Origin of the sequence: Pseudomonas sp. D1-36 (assembly GCF_051132205.1) — a bacterium.
Taxonomy (GTDB): Bacteria; Pseudomonadota; Gammaproteobacteria; order Pseudomonadales; family Pseudomonadaceae; genus Aquipseudomonas.
In genome coordinates this window covers 3,870,179-3,889,098 of sequence record NZ_CP071674.1, presented here as the reverse complement: position 1 = coordinate 3,889,098, position 18,920 = coordinate 3,870,179, and the positions used below count along the sequence as shown (strand labels likewise).

The window sequence follows — 18,920 nt, the reverse complement described above, 5'->3', positions numbered from 1 at the left end:
GAGTCTCGATGAAAATTACAGTATTCGGTAGTGGATATGTTGGGCTCGTCACGGGAGCTTGTCTGGCTGATGTCGGTCATACCGTGATGTGCATTGATATCAACAAGGAAAAAATTGACGCCTTAAACTGTGGTGTCATACCAATATACGAGCCAGGGCTTGACGAGCTGATATTGAATAATGTCCAGGCCGGACGTCTGAGATTCTCGACCGACGCTGCAAAAGGTGTCGAGCATGGCTATCTCCAATTCATCGCCGTCGGAACACCGCCGGACGAAGATGGTAAAGCTGATCTGCAATACGTGTTGGCCGTTGCTAAAACTATCGGTCTTTACATGGATAATGAAAAGTTGATCATCGATAAATCGACGGTTCCGGTAGGGACCGCTGATCAGGTGAAAGCCGTTATAAGGCAACAACTTGAAGCCAGAAATAAAAAAATAGACTTCAATGTTTGCTCTAATCCTGAGTTTCTCAAGGAAGGAGCAGCTATTGATGATTTCACGAAAGGACCTCGAATCATCGTTGGCACTGATTCGGAAAAAGTCGCCAATGACATGCGCCAATGCTATGCGCCATACAATCGTAATCACGATAAGATCATGTTTATGGATGTTCGTTCAGCGGAGCTTACCAAGTACGCAGCGAATTCTATGCTCGCCACTAAAATTAGTTTTATGAATGAATTGGCTAATTTGGCCGAATGTCTCGATGCAGACATTGAAAGTGTACGCCTTGGTATCGGTTCCGACCCCCGGATCGGTTACCACTTCATTTATCCAGGCTGTGGGTATGGCGGGTCCTGTTTTCCCAAGGATGTCCAAGCACTGGCTCGTACTGCTCAGGAAGCGGGCTATCAGCCTGATTTGCTGCTGGCTGTCGAGGCGGTCAATAATCGCCAAAAGGATATCTTGTTTAAAAAATTGACACAGGCTTTTGATGGCCAGCTCAAGGGCAAATGCGTCGCCCTGTGGGGATTGGCCTTCAAGCCAAATACCGATGACATGCGGGACGCTCCAAGCCGTACCCTTATGGAAGCTTTGTGGGCCGCTGGTGCTTCTGTTAGGGCACACGATCCCGAAGCAATGGAAGAATGTAAGCGAATCTACGGTGCTCGTGATGACCTTATGTTATGCGCTACCAGAGAGGATGCGGTCGAGGGCGCCGATGCATTGGTAATTTGTACTGAATGGAAAGCCTATAGGACGTTAGAGGCTGATTGGCTGAAGAGTACTTTGCGTTACCCTGTAGTTGTAGACGGGCGAAATATCTTCAACCCTACCGAGATGACCGAGGCCGGGCTGCTGTACTTTGCGATTGGCCGAGGAATTTCTAACCGTGACTGCCAATAATCACAAGGAAGTTCAAAACGTTTTAGTTACCGGGGCTAACGGCTTCATCGGTAGGGCTCTTTGTCATAGGCTTTTGTCGGAGGGCTATAACGTATCTGCAGTGGTTCGCCAGTTGTCTAAGCCGATCGACAGGGTCAATTATTTGGTGGCCGATCTTGAGCGTTCCGATGACCTTAGTCTAGAGGGGTTGGGCATCGACTGCATTGTTCATTTGGCGGGACGTGCTCACGTGCTGGGAGAAAGAAATGCTGGCGCCCTTGAGTTGTATCGTCTTGCGAACCGAGATGCGACGGTACGGCTGGCTCAGCTGGCTATTGCTGCGGGTGTGAGGCGCTTTGTTTATATCAGCTCGATAGGCGTCAACGGATCAGAAACCTGCACAGGTGCGTTTGATGAGCGAACCACAGCTCACCCTCACGCTGACTATGCCGTTTCGAAATATGAAGCGGAATTGCAACTCAATGCAATGATGAAAAGCTTAGCTATTGAGTCTGTTATCGTTCGTCCCCCCTTGGTTTATGATGTTCAGGCCCCAGGAAATTTCGCCAGGCTCTTACGGTTGGTTTCGAGCGGGTTACCACTGCCTTTCGCCGCTCTGGACAATAAGAGAAGTATGATTTCCCTTAAGAATCTGGTGGGGTTTGTTGAGTTGTGTGTCCGGCACCCCGATGCCGCTCAAGAGCTCTTTCTTGTATCTGACGGGTGTGATCTATCTACGACCGATATAGTAAAGTTGCTCGCTGAAGGGATGGGCAAGCGGCCATGTATGTTTCCTATTCCGGATAGCTTGGCTTTATTCGGAGCCAAACTGATTGGTCGCCAGAATTTGCATGTGCAGCTCTTCCGTTCGCTGCAAGTTGATTCATCCAAGGCCAGGCGTTTGTTGGGCTGGCATCCAGAAGAGGATGCACGGGCCGCGTTGATTGAAGTGGGAAGCAGTTGGAATCGGCGGTACTCCCGTTGAGATACGACTGTCGCTAAATCCGGTTTAGATCCGGGTCACACGTTGGATGTCGATATGAATGTTATGTTGTCCCTGTTGTTTGTCGGTTTATCCTGCGCGCTCACTTGGTTGCTACGTCGTTACGCCTTGTCGCGCAGTATGATTGATGTGCCCAACGCCCGTAGTTCACATACCGTTCCGACCCCTAGAGGCGGTGGTGTGGCCATTGTCCTTAGCTTTCTGTTGGCTCTGCCTGTTTTGGCTGTTGCCGGGTTTCTGACCTGGCCAACCATGTACGCGATGCTTGGGTCTGGCATGGGCGTCGCTGTTCTGGGTTTTCTGGACGATCATGGCCACATCGCTGCTCGCTGGCGGTTACTGGGGCATTTCGCGGCTTCGGTATGGGCGTTGTACTGGCTAGGTGGGTTGCCGCCAATCACATTGTTTGGTCTGGATTTGGAGTTGGCTTGGTTTGGACACATCCTCGCGCTGTTCTACCTTGTCTGGGTGCTTAATCTCTACAATTTCATGGATGGTATTGACGGCATTGCCAGCGTGGAGGCAATTTGCGGTTGTCTAGGGGCGTGCCTGCTTTATTGGTTGGGCGGTTTTGACTCCTTGATTGTCGCTCCTCTCGCACTAGCGTTGGCTGTGGCTGGTTTCCTTTTTTGGAATTTCCCTCCCGCACGCATTTTCATGGGGGATGCGGGTAGCGGCTTTCTCGGGATTATCCTGGGAATGCTGTCGCTACAGGCTGCCTGGGTTTCATCCAAATTATTATGGGTTTGGCTGATCCTTCTCGGTGTTTTTATAGTCGACGCAACCGTCACATTGCTAAGACGGCTGCTTCGTGGCGACAAGGTCTACGAGGCTCATCGCAGCCACGCCTACCAGTTCGCTTCGCGTCAGTTCGGTCGGCATCTACCTGTGACCTTGGCGGTGATGGCAATCAATTTGTTATGGCTGCTGCCGTTGGCTGCATGCGTCGTATTGTTGGACATCGACGGAGCGTTGGCTTTGATAGTGGCTTATGTGCCATTGGTGATGCTTGCGGTCAGGTTTCATGCGGGCGAGCTTGAAGAAGCATGATTTCACGCTAGGTTCGCTTTTTTCGGTTATTGATTGTCCAACGGACGGTGGTGTGCCACTGCGTAACGGATGAATCGGTTTTAGGAGCTGGCCAGGGTGCAGGAAGGATTCATGGATAAATTAAGAACAGTCTTGTTGGGGCTCCCGAGGCGCCATAAGCGAGCAATTCAAGTAGCCATGGATATTGTGCTGGTCTGGATTGCACTGTGGCTTGCATTTGTCGTGCGACTGGGTGTTGACGCGTTGATAGCACCGATCGAAACGCATCTGTGGCTTTTCGCATCGGCTCCACTGGTCGCCATTCCAATCTTCATCCGCTTCGGCATGTACCGCGCAGTCATGCGTTATTTCGGCAACGACGCACTGATCACCATCTGCAAAGCGGTCAGCCTTTCCGCCTTACTGCTGGCCTTGGTGGTGTATTGGTACAGCAACCACAAAACGGTAGTTCCGCGCTCCATCATCTTCAATTACTGGTGGTTGAGCCTCATCATGATTGGCGGTTTACGCCTGATGATGCGCCAATACTTCCTGGGCGACTGGTTCACCGCGGCCCAGCATGTGCCCTTTACCAATCGAGACGACGGCCTACCTAAGGTCGCTATCTACGGCGCCGGCGCGGCAGGCAACCAACTTGTCGCCGCGCTGCGTATGGGGCGGGTGATGCGGCCCGTTGCGTTCATTGACGATGATAGCAGCATCGCCGATCGCGTCATCGCAGGGCTCCAGGTCTATCAACCCAGCCACATTCAAAAAATGATCGATGCGACTGGCGCTCAGGAAATACTGCTTGCCATCCCTTCTTCATCACGCGGCCGCCGTCGAGAAATCCTGACCCTGCTCGAAGGCTTCCCACTGCACGTGCGCAGCGTTCCGGGTTTTATGGATCTGGCCAGTGGTCGGGTCAAAGTGGATGACATCCAGGAAGTGGATATCGCTGACCTTCTGGGTCGTGATCCCGTGCCGGCACAGCCTGATCTGCTAGCGCATTGCATTACAGGCCAGTCGGTCCTGGTGACCGGTGCCGGCGGTTCGATCGGTTCTGAGCTCTGTCGACAGATCCTGGCGCTAAAACCCACCACATTGCTGCTTTTCGAGCACAGCGAATTTAATCTCTACAGCATTCTTTCCGAGCTTGAGCCACGAATCGCTCGGGAATCTCTGTCTGTTCGCCTGTTGCCGATCTTGGGGTCGGTTCGCAACCAAGAGAAACTGCTTGATGTGATGAAGACCTGGAATGTTGACACGGTCTACCATGCAGCGGCCTATAAGCATGTGCCCATGGTTGAGCACAACATCGCCGAAGGTGTCTTGAACAATGTAATCGGGACACTGAATACCGCGCAGGCTGCATTGCAGGCGGGTGTATCGAACTTTGTCCTGATCTCGACCGACAAGGCCGTACGCCCGACCAATGTAATGGGCAGCACGAAGCGGCTCGCTGAGCTGACGCTGCAGGCGTTGAGTCGCGAGTTGGCCCCGGTGCTGTTCGGTGATCAGGCCAATGTGTCCCGGGTTAACAAGACACGCTTTACCATGGTCCGCTTCGGTAACGTATTGGGCTCATCCGGATCGGTTATTCCGCTGTTCCATAAACAGATCAAATCCGGCGGGCCGTTGACCGTTACCCACCCAAAGATCACGCGTTACTTCATGACCATTCCAGAGGCCGCGCAACTTGTGATCCAAGCAGGATCCATGGGCTTGGGAGGGGATGTGTTCGTGCTGGACATGGGCGAGCCGGTGAAGATTGTCGAGCTGGCTGAGAAGATGATTCACTTGTCCGGACTGAGCGTTCGCTCTGAAAAGAATCCTCACGGTGATATCGCGATCAAGTTCACCGGCCTGCGCCCCGGCGAGAAGCTTTATGAGGAACTGCTGATTGGCGACAACGTGGTCGCGACCCAGCATCCAATGATCATGAGCGCCAATGAAGACTTCCTGCCTTGGGATGTCCTCAAGCTAAGGCTGGCAGACTTGCTGACGGCCATCGAAGCAGATGATTACGCCCGAGTTCGCCAGTTGCTTCGCGACACCGTCAGCGGCTACGCCCCGGACGGCGAAATTGTCGACTGGATCTACCAGCAGCGTCACCTTGAGCCTTGATTGTTACACACCTCGTAACGTACACATTTTTGACAGCACACCACCATCGCCTAAGTTTGAGAAGCAGCTTCGGAAAAGCTGCTTCTCTCAACGATGTCATGGAGCGTCACCTATGCGTACAGGCTATTTCTACTCGCTGATTTTTGCCTTCCTCACCAGCGCCTCGATTGCTGTTATTGCGGCTCCAACGGTCAAGCCGGAGTCGGTTGCTTCGCCGCAGGCGGTGGAGCAGCCAGCGAGAACGCAAGGTGCCAAGGTGGATTTGAACGGGGCGGATGCCGCAACTTTGCAGCGCGAGCTCTCAGGGATAGGCAAGGGCAAGGCTGAGGCGATTGTTGCCTATCGGGAGAGCAATGGGCCTTTTTCGTCGGTGGACGAACTGCTTGAAGTCAAGGGCATCGGCAAGGCGATTCTCGATAGGAATCGTGACAAGCTGGAGGTGAATTGAGGGTTGTTTAAGGGAGGCCAGTCGAATGACTGGCCTTTTTGCCATTCAACGGATGTGCTTCTTGGTTGATCGGCGAAGCTTTACCGTTGTTGGCACAAATACTGATTAGTTAACGCCCACCGATTGTTCAACAATCCAAGGCCCCACCAATGACCAGCCCCCTTTCCCTAGCCGACCAAATCACCCTGGAACTTCGCTCCGACATCATCGGCGGTCGCCTCATCCCAGGCACGGCGCTGGTGGAAAACAACCTGGTCTGCGCCTACAACGCATCTCGCAACACTATCCGCGAAGCGTTACACCGCCTCGGCCAGGAAGGCCTTGCCCGTTACGTGCGTAACAAAGGGGTAACGGTTCGCAGGTTGGGTGTCGATGATGTGCGGGATTTGTTCAAGGTCCGCCGTACCCTGGAGCTGCGGGCCATTCTGAGCAGCAATCCACTGAGCGAGTATCAATCCGACCACATGCTCGAAGCCCTGGAGGCCGCTGAGCTGGCTCGGGATCGCGAAGATTGGCGAGCGGTGGGCACCCACAGTCTGGCCTTTCATCAGCACATCGTGGGACTGATGCGCAGTCCGTTGCTCGATGAGTTTTTTACCAACGTGGTCGCGCAACTACGCTTGGTGTTTTGTTCCGCTCCCGACGAAGCGCGCTTTCAGGCGCCGTGGCTTGCCCGTGACCGGCAGATCCATGACTGGCTCGCGGAAGGTGACAAGCCTGCTGCTCACGACGAGCTGAGCGTTTATCTCGACGATTCCGAGCAGTTGCTTGTGCACCTGCTGACTCCCGCCAACCCTCACTGATCAGAGGACCTGCGCCATGTACAAAGACTACCCAGCCGCCTACCAGGTCAGCAAAGGCTCTGCCCTCCAAGTGGACAAACCCTTTTACGACCGCATCCGCACCCAGCAGAACAAACGCACCCTGATCGAGCAGTTCGAAGTCCCAATCCGCACCGGCCGCGCCTGGCATGTGCCGGCCGGTCATGTCTTTCGCGTGACAACCCCGGTCGGTCCGCAAGTCGGGGATTTCAACGTCTGGAACGCCCACGATCCACGTGAACGGTTGTGGGCGGCGCGGACGCGGCAGCTGCAGGGCGCTCATGTCAGCACCTATGATCGGTTGTGGTCGAACCTGCCATTTCTGCGGCCTTTGGTAACAATCACCGATGACAGCTTGGCCAACTACGGTATCGACGAACACGGCGGGCGTTTGCATGATTTGCTGGGGACGCGATGTGACCCGTACGTGAACAAGATGCTGACCGGCGAAGATTTCCATCATCACTGCCACTCGAACCTGACGCGTGCGGTGTTGCCCCATGGTTTGACCGAGTTTGATGTCCACGATGTGCTGAACATTTTCCAGTGCACCGGGCTGAATCATGACGACATGTATTTCATGAAGGCGTGTCCGGCACAGAAGGGCGATTACCTGGAGTTTTTTGCGGAGATCGATTTGTTGTGTGCATTGTCGACGTGCCCTGGTGGGGATCTGTCGCTGGCGATGTGGGGGCCGGAGGCGCAGGATCCTTTAAGCGTTTGTCGTCCGCTGGGAGTGGAGATTTATCGGTTGGAGGATTCGTTGCTGCAGGGCTGGAGTCAGCCGGAGCGGGCGGCTTACAAAGGGCTGCATGGGTTGCATATTGCCAAGGCGGATTGGGAGAACTAAATACCGCAACGGCGCGAGCGGCTCTTGTGGCGAGGGAGCTTGCTCCCGTTGGGCTGCGGAGCGGCCCCAGATGCGTTGAACACAATAGAACTGACACACCGGGTCAGCAGGGGTTGGGGGCGCTTCGCGCCCCAGCGGGAGCAAGCTCCCTCGCCACGAAAAGCGGGTCAGCGATCCTTCGCTTCTTTCGCATCCATCTCGGCATTGCGCTCGGCAACACGTTTGCGCTGTTCGTCCGTCAGCTCGACCTTGCTGGCGGTGTCGCGCAGCATCATCAGACCACCCACGATCGAGCCGATGGCGACGATCAGGATTAACCAGGCATACCAGGGCATAGGGCTCTCCTTGAGGGGACAGTGGCCGGGCGAAAATTTCGCTGGCCATTGCCTCTACCACTTATGAGCGAAGACGGTTCGCAGTGGTTCCATACTACGCCGGTTATGCCGGGTACACCTCATAGCCCGGTCAACATCGCATCGGCCGGGGCATCGGCACGCAACTGTGCGGTCAGCACGAAATACACGAAGCCCACCGCCATGAAGCCGAGGAAGATCAACCCGATCAGGGCGTTGAACCAGGCCATTGCCACCAGGCACACCACCGCCAGGGCCAAGGCGATGCCCGGCACGATCGGGTAGCCCGGCGCGCGGAAGGTGCGTTCCAGGTTGGGCTCGGTTTTGCGCAGTTTGAATAGGCTGAGCATGCTCATGATGTACATGACGATGGCGCCGAACACGGCCATGGTGATCATCGCGGCGGTGAGGGTCATGCCGCCGAGGTTGATCAGGCCGTCGCTGTAGATGGCGGCGATGCCGATCACGCCGCCGGCGATGATGGCGCGGTGCGGGGTCTGGAAACGCGACAGTTTGGCGAGGGAGGCGGGCAGGTAGCCGGCGCGGGCCAGGGCGAAGAATTGGCGGGAGTAGCCGAGGATGATGCCGTGGAAGCTCGCCACCAGGCCGAACAGGCCGATCCAGACGAGCATGTGCAACCAGCCGGAGCTTTCGCCGACCACGGTTTTCATGGCTTGGGGCAGCGGGTCGTTGATGTTGGAGAGGGTGCGCCAATCACCGACGCCACCGGCGAAGAACATCACGCCCATGGCCAGCACTACCAGGGTCAGGATGCCGCTGATGTAGGCCTTGGGAATCGTGCGTTTTGGGCCCTTGGCTTCTTCGGCGGCCATGGCCGCGCCTTCGATGGCGAGGAAGAACCAGATCGCGAAAGGGATCGCCGCGAACATCCCGGCGATGGCCGGTGCGCCGAACACGTCGGAACCGGCCCAGCCGTTCAGGGCGAAACTGCTGAAGCTGAACGCTGGCGCGACCACGCCCATGAACACCAGCAGCTCGGCGACCGCGAGTACGCAGACGACCAGTTCGAAGGTCGCGGCCAATTTCACCCCGAGGATGTTCAGGCCCATGAATACGATATAGGCACCTACGGCGGCGTGTTTCGGATCGAGCGCCGGGAATTGCACGTTCAGGTAGGCGCCGATGGCGAGCGCGATGGCGGGTGGAGCGAAGACGAATTCGATCAAGGTTGCCAGTCCAGCGATCAAGCCGCCTTTCTCGCCAAAGGCCCGACGGCTGTAGGCGAACGGTCCGCCGGCATGGGGGATGGCGGTGGTCAGTTCGGTGAAACTGAAAATGAAGCAGGTGTACATGGCCGCAACCATGAACGATGTCACCAGAAAGCCCAGCGTGCCGGCCACGCCCCAGCCGTAGCTCCAGCCGAAGTACTCGCCGGAAATCACCAGGCCGACGGCGATGCCCCACAAATGCAGGGTGCCAAGCGTGGGTTTGAGTTGTGTGTTCATTGGTGGCTCCCCTCGATAAGTAGCAAAAGCGCTGGGGGAGGGCAGTGCAGTGGGCGTGCCAGTATGGTTCAGGCGGTCGTAATGGAGAAAATGGTGTCGTATCGGGGATGTTCGCGGCTGGATAGGCTGGGTTTGTGCCCCAGTTCGGAGCGCTGGTGCCTGGGTAGGCCTCATCGCGAGCAAGCTCGCTCCCACAGGGGGATCTTCAGTGGGTCCGAATTTTTGTTCCCAACCCGAGCAATACGGGAGAGAGCTTGCTCGCGATGAGGCCCGCCCGGGCAACCATGAAGCCGATTTTTACAATTTCTTTATCCCCCCACCCAACCCTCGATCTCGCACCTTTACACCCTCCCTACCGACAATCTCTCCACACACGGCACGACGCCGTACCACGGAGAAATCCCATGAGTGTTCTGGACGGGGTGTCGCTGCTGTTGGCAGTGGCGCTGTTCATTTATCTGTTGGTTGCGCTGTTGCGCGCGGACCGGGGTTAGGAGCGGTTATGCACGGCTATGACTACGGGCTGATCCTAGGCTTTTTCGCGCTGGTGCTGATTCCGGCACCGTTCCTGGGGCGGTTCTACTATCGGGTGATGGAAGGCCAGCGCACCTGGCTTTCACCGGTGTTTGGGCCGGTGGAGAGGTGTTGTTACAAGGTGGCCGGTGTCGATCCGACCACCGAGCAGAGTTGGCAGAAGTACACCTTGGCCTTGCTCGCCTTCAACCTGGCGGGTTTCGCTTTGCTGTTCGCGGTTCTGTTGTTGCAAGGGCATTTGCCACTCAACACCGAAAACCTGCCCGGCATGGAATGGACCCAGGCCTTCAACACGGCGGTCAGTTTCATGACCAACACCAACTGGCAGTCCTACAGCGGTGAGGCGTCCCTCAGTTACTTGAGCCAGATGATCGGCCTGACGGTGCAGAACTTCGTCAGCGCCGCCACTGGCCTGGCTGTGCTGGTGGCGTTGTGTCGTGGGATCGGGCGCAAGTCCGCCACGACGCTCGGCAATTTCTGGGTCGACCTGACCCGCGCCACGCTCTACGGATTGTTGCCGCTGTGCCTGGTACTGGCGCTGTTTCTGGTGTGGCAGGGCGTGCCGCAGACCTTCGCGCATTACATACATGGCGTGACGATGCAGGGCGTGGATCAAGTGATCCCGCTCGGGCCGGCGGCCAGCCAGATTGCAATCAAGCAATTGGGCACCAATGGCGGCGGTTTCTTCGGCGTCAACTCGGCGCACCCGTTCGAGAACCCGACGGCCTGGACCAATCTGTTCGAAGTCGCGTCGATCATCCTGATTCCGGCGGCGCTGGTGTTCACCTTCGGCCACTACGTCAAGGACCTGCGCCAGAGCCGGGCGATCATCGCCTGCATGCTTGCGCTGTTCCTGATCGGCGGCGCGACGTCGCTGTGGGCCGAGTACCAACCCAATCCAGCCCTCGACAACGCCGCGGTTGAGCAAGCCGCGCCGCTGGAAGGCAAGGAGGCGCGCTTCGGCACCACTGCCACGGTGCTTTGGTCAGTGACGACCACGGCGGCGTCCAACGGCTCGGTCAACGCCATGCACGACAGCCTCAACCCCCTCAGCGGCATGGTGGCGCTGATGAACATGATGGTCGGCGAGGTGGTCTTCGGCGGCGTCGGGGCCGGGCTCTACGGGATGTTGCTGAATGTGCTGATTGCGGTGTTCCTCGCCGGGTTGATGATTGGTCGCACGCCCGAATACCTGGGCAAGAAGCTCGGTGCCCGGGAAGTGCAATTGCTGGTGGTAACGCTGCTGGTGATGCCCGTGAGCGTGCTGGTGCTCGGCGCTATTGCCGCAAGCCTGCCCGGCCCTGCGGCGGCGGTGAGCAACCCTGGCGCCCACGGTTTCAGCCAATTGCTCTATGCCTACACCTCGGCGGGGGCCAACAACGGTTCTGCTTTCGCCGGTTTTGGCGCCAACACGCCGTTTCACAATCTGATGCTGGGCCTGGGCATGTTGATTGGCCGTTTCGGCTACATCCTGCCGGTGCTGGCGTTGGCCGGTAGCCTGGCGATGAAAAAGCCCGCCCCTGTCGGCCAGAACAGCTTTCCCACCCACGGCCCGCTGTTCGTAACGTTGCTGACCGTGACCATCCTGTTGGTCGGCGGCCTGACCTTCCTGCCAACCCTGGCCCTGGGCCCGATCGCCGAACACCTGAGCCTGGGTTTCTGAGGATTTGAGATGAACATGCCGATGAGCAAGACCGTCGTCGCCAAGGCGCCGGAGCAACCGAAAACCAATCTGTCGGCGCTGTGGCGGCCTGCGTTGGTGCAAGCTTTCGTCAAGCTTGATCCACGCCAGTTGCACCGTGCGCCGGTGATGCTGGTGGTGGAACTCACCGCGGTCCTCACCACCGTGCTGTGCCTGGTTCCCGACAGCACCGTGCCGACTTTCGTAGCCGCGCAGATTGCCCTGTGGCTGTGGTTCACCGTGTTGTTCGCCAACTTCGCTGAAGCCTTGGCCGAAGGGCGCGGCAAGGCTCGCGCCGACAGCCTCAAGGCTGGCAGTGAAGGCTTGAGTGCCCGCCGCCAGACGGCGGACGGTTTCGAGGTGATCCCCGCCACACGCCTGCGCAAAGGGGATGTCGTTCGCGTTGCTGCGGGGGAGATGATCCCCGGCGACGGCGAAGTGATCGAAGGCATCGCGGCGGTCAATGAAGCGGCGATCACCGGGGAGTCGGCGCCGGTCATTCGCGAATCGGGCGGGGATCGCTCGGCGGTTACCGGCAATACGCGGCTGGTGTCCGATTGGTTGTTGGTGCGCATCACCAGCAATCCCGGCGAATCCACCCTGGATCGCATGATCGCCCTGGTGGAAGGCGCCAAACGCCAGAAAACCCCGAACGAAGTGGCGCTGGATATCTTGCTGATTGGTCTGACGCTGATCTTCCTGCTGGTGGTAGTGACGTTGCAGCCGTTCGCCCATTTCGCCAACGGCAGCCTGCCGCTGGTGTTCCTGGTGGCGCTGTTGGTGACGTTGATCCCCACCACTATCGGCGGCTTGCTGTCGGCCATCGGCATCGCCGGGATGGACCGCCTGGTACGCCTGAACGTCATCGCCAAGTCCGGCCGCGCCGTGGAGGCAGCGGGGGATGTGCACGTGTTGATGCTGGACAAGACCGGCACCATCACGTTTGGTAACCGTCGTTGCGCAGCGGTCTATGCCGCCCCGGGCGTAAGCGCCAAGGAGCTGGCCGAAGGCGCGTTGTTCGCCTCGTTGGCCGACGATACGGCCGAGGGCAAGTCCATCGTCGAATACCTGCGTGGGTTGCATCCTCAGGCTGAACCCGCCGCGCAGTTGCTGACAGCCGTGCCATTCAGTGCCGAAACACGCTTGTCCGGCGTGGATTATCAGGGGCGCGTGTATCGCAAGGGCGCGGTGGATTCGCTGCTGACTTTCATTGGCTTGCCCCGTGATGGACTGCCCACCGCATTGGGCCGGGAAGTCGACAAGATCGCCCAGAGCGGCGGCACGCCGTTGCTGGTCTGCGTGGACGGAAAATTGCTCGGCGCCATTCACCTCAAGGACGTGGTCAAGCCCGGCATCCGCGAGCGCTTTGCCGAGCTGCGCAAACTGGGGATCCGCACCGTGATGGTCACGGGCGACAACCCGCTGACCGCTGCCGCGATTGCCGCCGAAGCCGGCGTGGATGATGTGCTGGCCGAGGCCACGCCGGAGAAAAAACTGGCGCGCATTCGCCATGAGCAGAACGATGGTCGACTCGTCGCCATGTGTGGCGACGGTGCCAACGACGCTCCGGCCCTGGCCCAGGCCGATGTAGGCATGGCGATGAACGACGGCACCCAGGCCGCGCGCGAGGCGGCCAACATGGTCGACCTCGACAGCGATCCGACCAAGTTGCTGGACGTGGTGCAGATCGGCAAGGAACTGCTGGTGACCCGGGGCGCGCTCACCACGTTTTCCATCGCCAATGATATCGCCAAGTACTTCGCCATCCTGCCGGCGCTGTTCGCCTCCATCTATCCGCAGCTCGGCGTATTGAACGTCATGCATTTGCAGAGCCCGCAAAGCGCGATCCTGTCGGCCATCGTCTTCAACGCCCTGATCATCGTCGTGTTGATCCCCCTGGCCCTGCGCGGCGTGCGAGTGCAAGCCGCGAGCGCGGCGGCCTTGCTGCGCCGCAACCTGCTGATCTACGGCCTGGGCGGGATCGCGGTGCCGTTCGTGGGGATCAAGGCGATCGATCTGTTGCTGACGGGATTGGGGTTGGTTTGAGCCTGAAGACATCCATCAACTGAGGATTTAGCAATGTTCACCTTGATTCGCCCGGCCTTGAGCCTGTTGCTGCTGATGACCTTGATCACTGGCATCGCTTACCCACTCATCGTCACCGGCGTGGCGCAAATCGCTTTCCCGGACCAGGCCAACGGCAGCCTGGTCCATGATGCCGACGGCAAGGTCCGTGGCTCCCGGCTGATCGCCCAGGATTTCGTCGGCGATGGGTGGTTTCACCCACGGCCCTCGGCTGGCGCGTTTGCGACGGTGGCCAGTGGCGCGAGCAACTTTTCGCCGAGCAACCCGGCACTGGCCACGCGGGTGATCGATGGCGCCCAGAAGCTGCAAGTGCCCGGCCAGGGACCGGTGCCCCTGGCGCTGCTGACCACTTCCGGCAGCGGGTTGGACCCGCACTTGCCTCCGGCCGCGATTGCCTATCAACTGACGCGTGTCGCGGCGGCCAGGAATGTGCCAGTGTCGAGGTTGCAGCAGTTGCTCAATGACAACATCGAGCAGCCGTTGGTGGGACCGCCGGTGGTAAACGTGCTGGCGCTGAACATGGCCCTGGAAAAACTCTGAGCCAAGGTGGGAGCCAGCCTGCTCCCACAGGGTATCTTGACCAAATCTGAAAGAGACATAGCATGAGCGACTCCGGCCGCGCCGATGCACTGCTAGCCAATCTGCCCCGCCACGACCGTGGCCGCCTCAAGGTTTTCCTCGGCGCCGCGCCGGGCGTGGGCAAGACCTACGCCATGCTGCAAGCGGCCCACGCCCGGCTGCGCCAAGGCACGAACGTCGTCGCCGGCGTGGTCGAGACCCACGGGCGCGCCGAGACCGAAGCGCTGTTGAATGGCCTGCTGCAGCAGCCGCTGGTGCGTTCGGAATATCGCGGCGTGGTGCTCGAGGAAATGGACCTCGACGGCCTTTTGTCGTCTCGCCCGAGCCTGGTGTTGGTGGATGAACTGGCCCACAGCAACGCGCCCGGCAGCCGGCATGCCAAGCGCTGGCAAGACATCCAGGAGTTGTTGGCGGCAGGCATCGATGTCTACACCACGGTGAATGTCCAGCATTTGGAAAGTCTCAACGATCAGGTGCGCGGCATCACCGGCGTGCAGGTGCGCGAGACGTTGCCGGACTGGGTGTTGCAGGAAGCCGACGAGTTGCTGCTGATCGACCTGCCGCCGCGCGAGCTGCTGGAGCGCCTGCGCGACGGCAAGGTTTATGTGCCGGAGCAGGCGCGGGCAGCCATTGATGCGTTTTTTACCCAGACCAATCTTACCGCGCTGCGCGAGCTGGCCATGCAGACCGCGGCGGCGCAAGTGGACGACGACCTGGCGCAAGGCTATCGGCAACTGGGCCAGGCGGCGCCGGCGGTGCGCGGTCGGTTGCTGGTGGGCGTGGACGGCGACTTGCAGGCCGAACGGTTGGTGCGCCACGCCAGCCGCGTCGCCCAGCGCCGGCATCTGCCCTGGAGCGTGGTGCATGTGGATAACGGCGGGGCGCGGGACGAGTCGTCCCGCCAACGTCTGCAGAACGCCCAGCAATTGGCCGAGCGCCTGGGAGGGGAAGTGGTGTCGCTGCGCGCCGGGGAGGTCGCGCGGACGTTGATCCAGCACGCCATGCAACGCCGCGCCACGTTGCTGTTGGTGGGGCAGTCCCGCCGGCGTCTGCGGCGGCGATGGTTTGGCGGTGGCCTGGCCTCACGCCTTTTGCGCAACGCCCGTGGCCTGGAAATCAACGTGTTGGACAGCGATGAATCGCCACCGCCCACGCGCCTGGCCCCGAGCACCCTCGCCACCGGTTTCGACTATGCCCTGGCGCTCGCGGCGACAGGGGCGGCCAGTTCCTTGGCCTGGGGAATCTCAGGATTGCTGGCGCTGCCGAATATTTCCTTGGTGTTTCTGATGGCGGTGTTGCTGGTGGCGGTGCGCAGCAGCCTCGGCCCGGCCCTGGCCTGTGCGGCGCTGTCATTCCTGGCCTACGATTTTCTGTTTATCCCGCCCAATTTTTCCCTGACGATCCAGCGCGAAGAGGACGTGCTGACGCTGGCATTTTTCCTACTGATGGCCGCCCTGACGGGCAATCTCGCGGCCCGCCAGCGCCGTCAACTGCAAGCGCTGCGCGACACCCAGCAGGAAACCGGTGAACAGCTCGACCTGTCACGCAAGCTGACTGCCGCCACGGATCGCCAGGCCGTGATCAGCGCCGCCGTGCAACACCTCGACAGCGAGGACGATTTGCAGCTGTGCCTGCTCAACCGCGACGGCGGGCATGGTTGGAAAGTCGAGACCGCCGAGCCGTTGACCTTCACCGAGGCCGAGCGCGCTGCCGCCGACTGGTCCTGGCAGCACGACCAACCGGCCGGTGCCGGCACCGCGACGTTGCCGTCCGGGCGCTGGTGGTGGTGGCCCTTGTCCAGCGAGGGCGCTCCGCTGGGCCTGCTGGGCGTCTGCCCGAAAGACGGCAAGCCGTTGAGCGGCCATCGTCGACGCTTGTTGGCGGCCCTCAGCCAGCCGCTGGCCCAGGCGCTGGCCCGGGCACAACTGGCACAGGATCTGGAAGCAGCGCGCCTGCACGGCGAAACCGAACAGTTGCGCAGTGCCTTGCTCGCGTCTGTCTCCCATGATCTGCGCACACCGCTGACGTCCATGCGCGGCAGCATCGACAGCCTGTTGGCGCTGGGCGAGGCGATCCCGCTGCAGGACCGTCGCGAGCTGCTGGAAGGCACCCGCGACGAGGCCGAGCGCCTGGACCGTTATATCCAGAATCTGCTCGACATGACCCGGCTCGGCCATGGCGCGCTGAAGCTGGCGCGCGATTGGGTGTCACCCGCCGACATCGTCGCCAGTGCGTTGAACCGTCTGCGGGCCGTGCTGGCGCCGTTGGCGGTCGATGTCCAGGTGCCGGTCGGCTTGCCGTTGCTGTATGTCCACGCCGCGCTGATTGAACAGGCCCTGGTCAATGTGTTGGAGAACGCCGCGCGGTTTTCCCCGGCCTATGGACGGCTGCTGCTCAACGCCGAGGCGACGGCCGACGAAATCCTGTTCGCCGTGGCGGATGAAGGGCCGGGCATTCCCGAGCAAGAGCGGGAAAAGATCTTCGACATGTTCTACACCGCTGCGCGCGGTGATCGAGGCGGGCAGGGCACCGGGCTCGGATTGGCGATCTGCCAGGGCATGGTCGGTGCCCACGGTGGGCGGATCAGCGTCGGCGACGGCCTCGACGGTCGTGGCACCTGCATCACTTTGCATCTGCCCTTGCAGGCACAACCAGGCATGGACGATGAAGCCTGACCGGCGCTGCGTTATGCTCTCGCCACTTGATTGGATGAATGGACCCCATGAGCCAGAGCGCGACCCTTTTGGTCATCGATGACGAACCGCAGATCCGCAAATTCCTGCGCATCAGCCTGGCCTCGCAAGGCTACAAGGTGCTCGAAGCCGAGACGGGAGCCGAGGGCCTGGCCCAGGCGGCGTTGAACAAACCCGACCTGTTGGTGCTCGATCTGGGCCTGCCGGACATGGACGGCCAGCAAGTGTTGCGAGAGTTCCGCCAGTGGTCGGCGGTGCCGGTGCTGGTCCTCTCGGTGCGGGCCAGCGAGGCGCAGAAAGTCGAGGCGCTGGACAACGGCGCCAATGACTACGTGACCAAGCCTTTTGGCATCCAGGAATTCCTTGCCCGCGTGCGTGCGTTGCTGCGCCAGGCGCCGCCAGGCGAGGCACCGCCGGCGGCGCTGACGTTCGGCCCGCTGACGGTGGACCTGGCGTATCGCCGGGTCCTGCTGAACGGCGCCGAAGTGGCCCTGACCCGCAAGGAGTACGCGGTGCTGGCGCAACTGGCGCGACATCCGGGGCGGGTCATCACCCAGCAACAACTGCTCAAGGACATCTGGGGCCCGACCCACGTTGAGGACAGCCACTACCTGCGCATCGTGGTCGGTCACCTGCGCCAGAAACTGGCCGACGACCCGACCCGGCCTCGGTTTATCGTGACTGAAGCGGGGGTGGGGTATCGGTTGTTGGAGGAGGGGAGGCTTTAATCCATCGGGGTCTGGGCGGACATTATCGCGAGCAAGCTCGCTCCCACAATGGGCCGCATTTCATTGTGGGAGCGAGCCTGCTCGCGATAATGTCCGCCCAGTCAATGCAGATCCCTAATTCTGCTCACTCTCATACCGATCCAACGTATCCCGGGCGATCTCCCGCCCCAACGCGATCAGTTCCGGCGCCTTGTAGAATTCGAAGAACCGGCACACCCGTTTCGGCACGTTGATCAGCACGTCCGGCGGGTAACCGGCGATTTTGTACTGGGCCAGCGAGGTCTGCATTACTTCGAAACTCTGGTTGATCAAATCCAGCAAGGACGCGGGCCCGACGTTATCGATGATGAACGAGCCGGTGGCGGATCTTGGCGCACCGTCGCTCTCTGGCGCGGCGGCCGGTTGCTGGCCTTCCGGCTCGGCGGATTCGATCCACGGGTTGATATCGGCGGCCTCGGCCTTCAGCGCTTCCTGCTCCAGCAGCAACAGCTGCTCGGCCTGTTTGCGGCGAAATGGCAGCCGTGAGCCCAGGGAGCTGACCAGGGTATCGAAGCGACGCCGGAACGCGGCGGGGCGCTGGATCACTGGCAGCCGATATTGCTTCTGGTTGGTGGCGTTGAGGTTGACCGCAATGATCAGGTCGCAATGGCTCGACACCACTGGCACGATCGGCAGCGGGTTGAGCAGCCCGCCGTCCACCAGCATGCGGTTGCCTTGCATCACCGGGGTGAACAGGCTGGGAATGGCCGCCGAGGCGCGCATCGCCTGGTGCAGGCAACCTTCCTGGAACCAGATTTCCTGCTGGTTGGTCAGGTCGGTGGCGACAGCCGTATAAGGAATGCGCAGGTCTTCGATGTTGAGTTCGCCGACAATTTTGCGGATTTGCCCGAAGACTTTTTCTCCGCGAATCGCCCCGAGACGAAAGCTGACGTCCACCAGCCTCAGCACATCCAGGTAGTCGAGGCTTTCGATCCAGTTGCGGTAATCCTCGAGCTTGCCGGCGGCGTAGATTCCGCCCACGACGGCGCCCATGGAGCAGCCGGCGATGCAGGCAATGTCGTAGCCGCGCCGTTCGATTTCCTCGATCACTCCGATATGGGCATAGCCCCGGGCGCCGCCCGAGCCCAATACCAATGCGACACGTTTTGTCATGAGCCGGCCTCTTATCGAACAGACGTCAACAATGCACTCA

16 protein-coding genes are annotated in these 18,920 nt (G+C 59.9%); 13 read left to right on the top strand and 3 right to left on the bottom strand.

Annotated features, from left to right (window positions below):
- Positions 1-8 precede the first annotated feature (8 nt).
- The 7 genes from J3P76_RS17215 to J3P76_RS17185 all read left to right on the top strand — a co-directional run bounded on the left by J3P76_RS17215 (position 9) and on the right by J3P76_RS17185 (position 7,609).
- Positions 9-1,352, top strand: coding sequence for a UDP-glucose dehydrogenase family protein (locus J3P76_RS17215; RefSeq protein ID WP_434701019.1), 1,344 nt, complete (start codon positions 9-11; stop codon positions 1,350-1,352).
- Positions 1,339-2,316, top strand: coding sequence for an NAD-dependent epimerase/dehydratase family protein (locus J3P76_RS17210; RefSeq protein WP_434701018.1), 978 nt, complete (start codon positions 1,339-1,341; stop codon positions 2,314-2,316). Before J3P76_RS17215 ends, J3P76_RS17210 begins: the two co-directional genes overlap by 14 nt.
- A 54-nt stretch (positions 2,317-2,370) precedes the next feature.
- Positions 2,371-3,384 (top strand): MraY family glycosyltransferase, encoded by a 1,014-nt coding sequence (locus J3P76_RS17205; RefSeq protein WP_434701017.1) that lies wholly within the window; start codon positions 2,371-2,373, stop codon positions 3,382-3,384.
- A 111-nt stretch (positions 3,385-3,495) separates the two neighbouring features.
- Positions 3,496-5,490 carry a polysaccharide biosynthesis protein gene (locus tag J3P76_RS17200; RefSeq protein WP_434701016.1) on the top strand — a complete coding sequence of 665 codons (1,995 nt, stop codon included), beginning with the start codon at positions 3,496-3,498 and terminating at the stop codon, positions 5,488-5,490.
- Positions 5,491-5,602: 112 nt separating this feature from the next.
- Entirely contained in the window at positions 5,603-5,938 is a 336-nt protein-coding gene (locus tag J3P76_RS17195; protein ID WP_434701015.1) for a ComEA family DNA-binding protein, read from the top strand.
- A 149-nt stretch (positions 5,939-6,087) separates the two neighbouring features.
- Complete coding sequence (locus J3P76_RS17190) at positions 6,088-6,741, top strand: GntR family transcriptional regulator (RefSeq protein WP_434701014.1); 654 nt, start codon at positions 6,088-6,090, stop codon at positions 6,739-6,741.
- A 16-nt stretch (positions 6,742-6,757) separates the two neighbouring features.
- Positions 6,758-7,609 carry an urea carboxylase-associated family protein gene (locus tag J3P76_RS17185; RefSeq protein WP_434563097.1) on the top strand — a complete coding sequence of 284 codons (852 nt, stop codon included), beginning with the start codon at positions 6,758-6,760 and terminating at the stop codon, positions 7,607-7,609.
- Between the two features lie 167 nt (positions 7,610-7,776).
- Here the strand turns inward: J3P76_RS17185 and J3P76_RS17180 are convergent, their stop codons facing one another.
- Entirely contained in the window at positions 7,777-7,944 is a 168-nt protein-coding gene (locus J3P76_RS17180; protein ID WP_434701013.1) for a DUF2897 family protein, read from the bottom strand.
- A 119-nt stretch (positions 7,945-8,063) separates the two neighbouring features.
- Positions 8,064-9,428: an ethanolamine permease gene (gene eat / locus J3P76_RS17175; protein ID WP_434701012.1), complete on the bottom strand. Its 1,365-nt coding sequence runs from the start codon at positions 9,426-9,428 to the stop codon at positions 8,064-8,066.
- Positions 9,429-9,832: 404 nt separating this feature from the next.
- Here eat and kdpF point away from each other — a divergent pair, with 404 nt between their 5' ends.
- The 6 genes from kdpF to J3P76_RS17145 all read left to right on the top strand — a co-directional run bounded on the left by kdpF (position 9,833) and on the right by J3P76_RS17145 (position 17,728).
- Positions 9,833-9,922, top strand: coding sequence for a K(+)-transporting ATPase subunit F (gene kdpF / locus J3P76_RS17170; RefSeq protein ID WP_032863112.1), 90 nt, complete (start codon positions 9,833-9,835; stop codon positions 9,920-9,922).
- A gap of 8 nt (positions 9,923-9,930) precedes the next feature.
- Entirely contained in the window at positions 9,931-11,625 is a 1,695-nt protein-coding gene (gene kdpA / locus J3P76_RS17165) for a potassium-transporting ATPase subunit KdpA (protein ID WP_434675130.1), read from the top strand.
- A 9-nt stretch (positions 11,626-11,634) separates the two neighbouring features.
- Complete coding sequence (gene kdpB, locus J3P76_RS17160; RefSeq protein ID WP_434610386.1) at positions 11,635-13,689, top strand: potassium-transporting ATPase subunit KdpB; 2,055 nt, start codon at positions 11,635-11,637, stop codon at positions 13,687-13,689.
- Between the two features lie 33 nt (positions 13,690-13,722).
- The gene (gene kdpC / locus J3P76_RS17155; protein ID WP_434701011.1) at positions 13,723-14,268 is read left to right on the top strand and encodes a potassium-transporting ATPase subunit KdpC; all 546 of its coding nucleotides are present in this window, start codon (positions 13,723-13,725) and stop codon (positions 14,266-14,268) included.
- Between the two features lie 62 nt (positions 14,269-14,330).
- Positions 14,331-16,982 (top strand): DUF4118 domain-containing protein, encoded by a 2,652-nt coding sequence (locus J3P76_RS17150; protein WP_434701010.1) that lies wholly within the window; start codon positions 14,331-14,333, stop codon positions 16,980-16,982.
- Positions 16,983-17,029: 47 nt separating this feature from the next.
- Positions 17,030-17,728 carry a response regulator gene (locus J3P76_RS17145; RefSeq protein WP_434701009.1) on the top strand — a complete coding sequence of 233 codons (699 nt, stop codon included), beginning with the start codon at positions 17,030-17,032 and terminating at the stop codon, positions 17,726-17,728.
- Between the two features lie 114 nt (positions 17,729-17,842).
- On the opposite strand, the gene J3P76_RS17140 is transcribed toward J3P76_RS17145, so the two are convergent.
- Positions 17,843-18,880 carry a patatin-like phospholipase family protein gene (locus tag J3P76_RS17140; protein ID WP_420764824.1) on the bottom strand — a complete coding sequence of 346 codons (1,038 nt, stop codon included), beginning with the start codon at positions 18,878-18,880 and terminating at the stop codon, positions 17,843-17,845.
- Between the last annotated feature and the right edge of the window lie 40 nt (positions 18,881-18,920).

What these genes read in the sequence shown, in the direction of transcription:
- J3P76_RS17215 (WP_434701019.1), top strand. Translation starts at nt 9, where the DNA reads ATGAAAATTACAGTATTCGGTAGTGGATATGTTGGGCTCGTCACGGGA.
- J3P76_RS17205 (WP_434701017.1), top strand. Translation starts at nt 2,371, where the DNA reads ATGAATGTTATGTTGTCCCTGTTGTTTGTCGGTTTATCCTGCGCGCTC.
- J3P76_RS17200 (WP_434701016.1), top strand. Translation starts at nt 3,496, where the DNA reads ATGGATAAATTAAGAACAGTCTTGTTGGGGCTCCCGAGGCGCCATAAG.
- J3P76_RS17195 (WP_434701015.1), top strand. Translation starts at nt 5,603, where the DNA reads ATGCGTACAGGCTATTTCTACTCGCTGATTTTTGCCTTCCTCACCAGC.
- J3P76_RS17190 (WP_434701014.1), top strand. Translation starts at nt 6,088, where the DNA reads ATGACCAGCCCCCTTTCCCTAGCCGACCAAATCACCCTGGAACTTCGC.
- J3P76_RS17185 (WP_434563097.1), top strand. Translation starts at nt 6,758, where the DNA reads ATGTACAAAGACTACCCAGCCGCCTACCAGGTCAGCAAAGGCTCTGCC.
- J3P76_RS17180 (WP_434701013.1), bottom strand. Translation starts at nt 7,944, where the DNA reads ATGCCCTGGTATGCCTGGTTAATCCTGATCGTCGCCATCGGCTCGATC.
- eat (WP_434701012.1), bottom strand. Translation starts at nt 9,428, where the DNA reads ATGAACACACAACTCAAACCCACGCTTGGCACCCTGCATTTGTGGGGC.
- kdpF (WP_032863112.1), top strand. Translation starts at nt 9,833, where the DNA reads ATGAGTGTTCTGGACGGGGTGTCGCTGCTGTTGGCAGTGGCGCTGTTC.
- kdpA (WP_434675130.1), top strand. Translation starts at nt 9,931, where the DNA reads ATGCACGGCTATGACTACGGGCTGATCCTAGGCTTTTTCGCGCTGGTG.
- kdpB (WP_434610386.1), top strand. Translation starts at nt 11,635, where the DNA reads ATGAACATGCCGATGAGCAAGACCGTCGTCGCCAAGGCGCCGGAGCAA.
- kdpC (WP_434701011.1), top strand. Translation starts at nt 13,723, where the DNA reads ATGTTCACCTTGATTCGCCCGGCCTTGAGCCTGTTGCTGCTGATGACC.
- J3P76_RS17150 (WP_434701010.1), top strand. Translation starts at nt 14,331, where the DNA reads ATGAGCGACTCCGGCCGCGCCGATGCACTGCTAGCCAATCTGCCCCGC.
- J3P76_RS17145 (WP_434701009.1), top strand. Translation starts at nt 17,030, where the DNA reads ATGAGCCAGAGCGCGACCCTTTTGGTCATCGATGACGAACCGCAGATC.
- J3P76_RS17140 (WP_420764824.1), bottom strand. Translation starts at nt 18,880, where the DNA reads ATGACAAAACGTGTCGCATTGGTATTGGGCTCGGGCGGCGCCCGGGGC.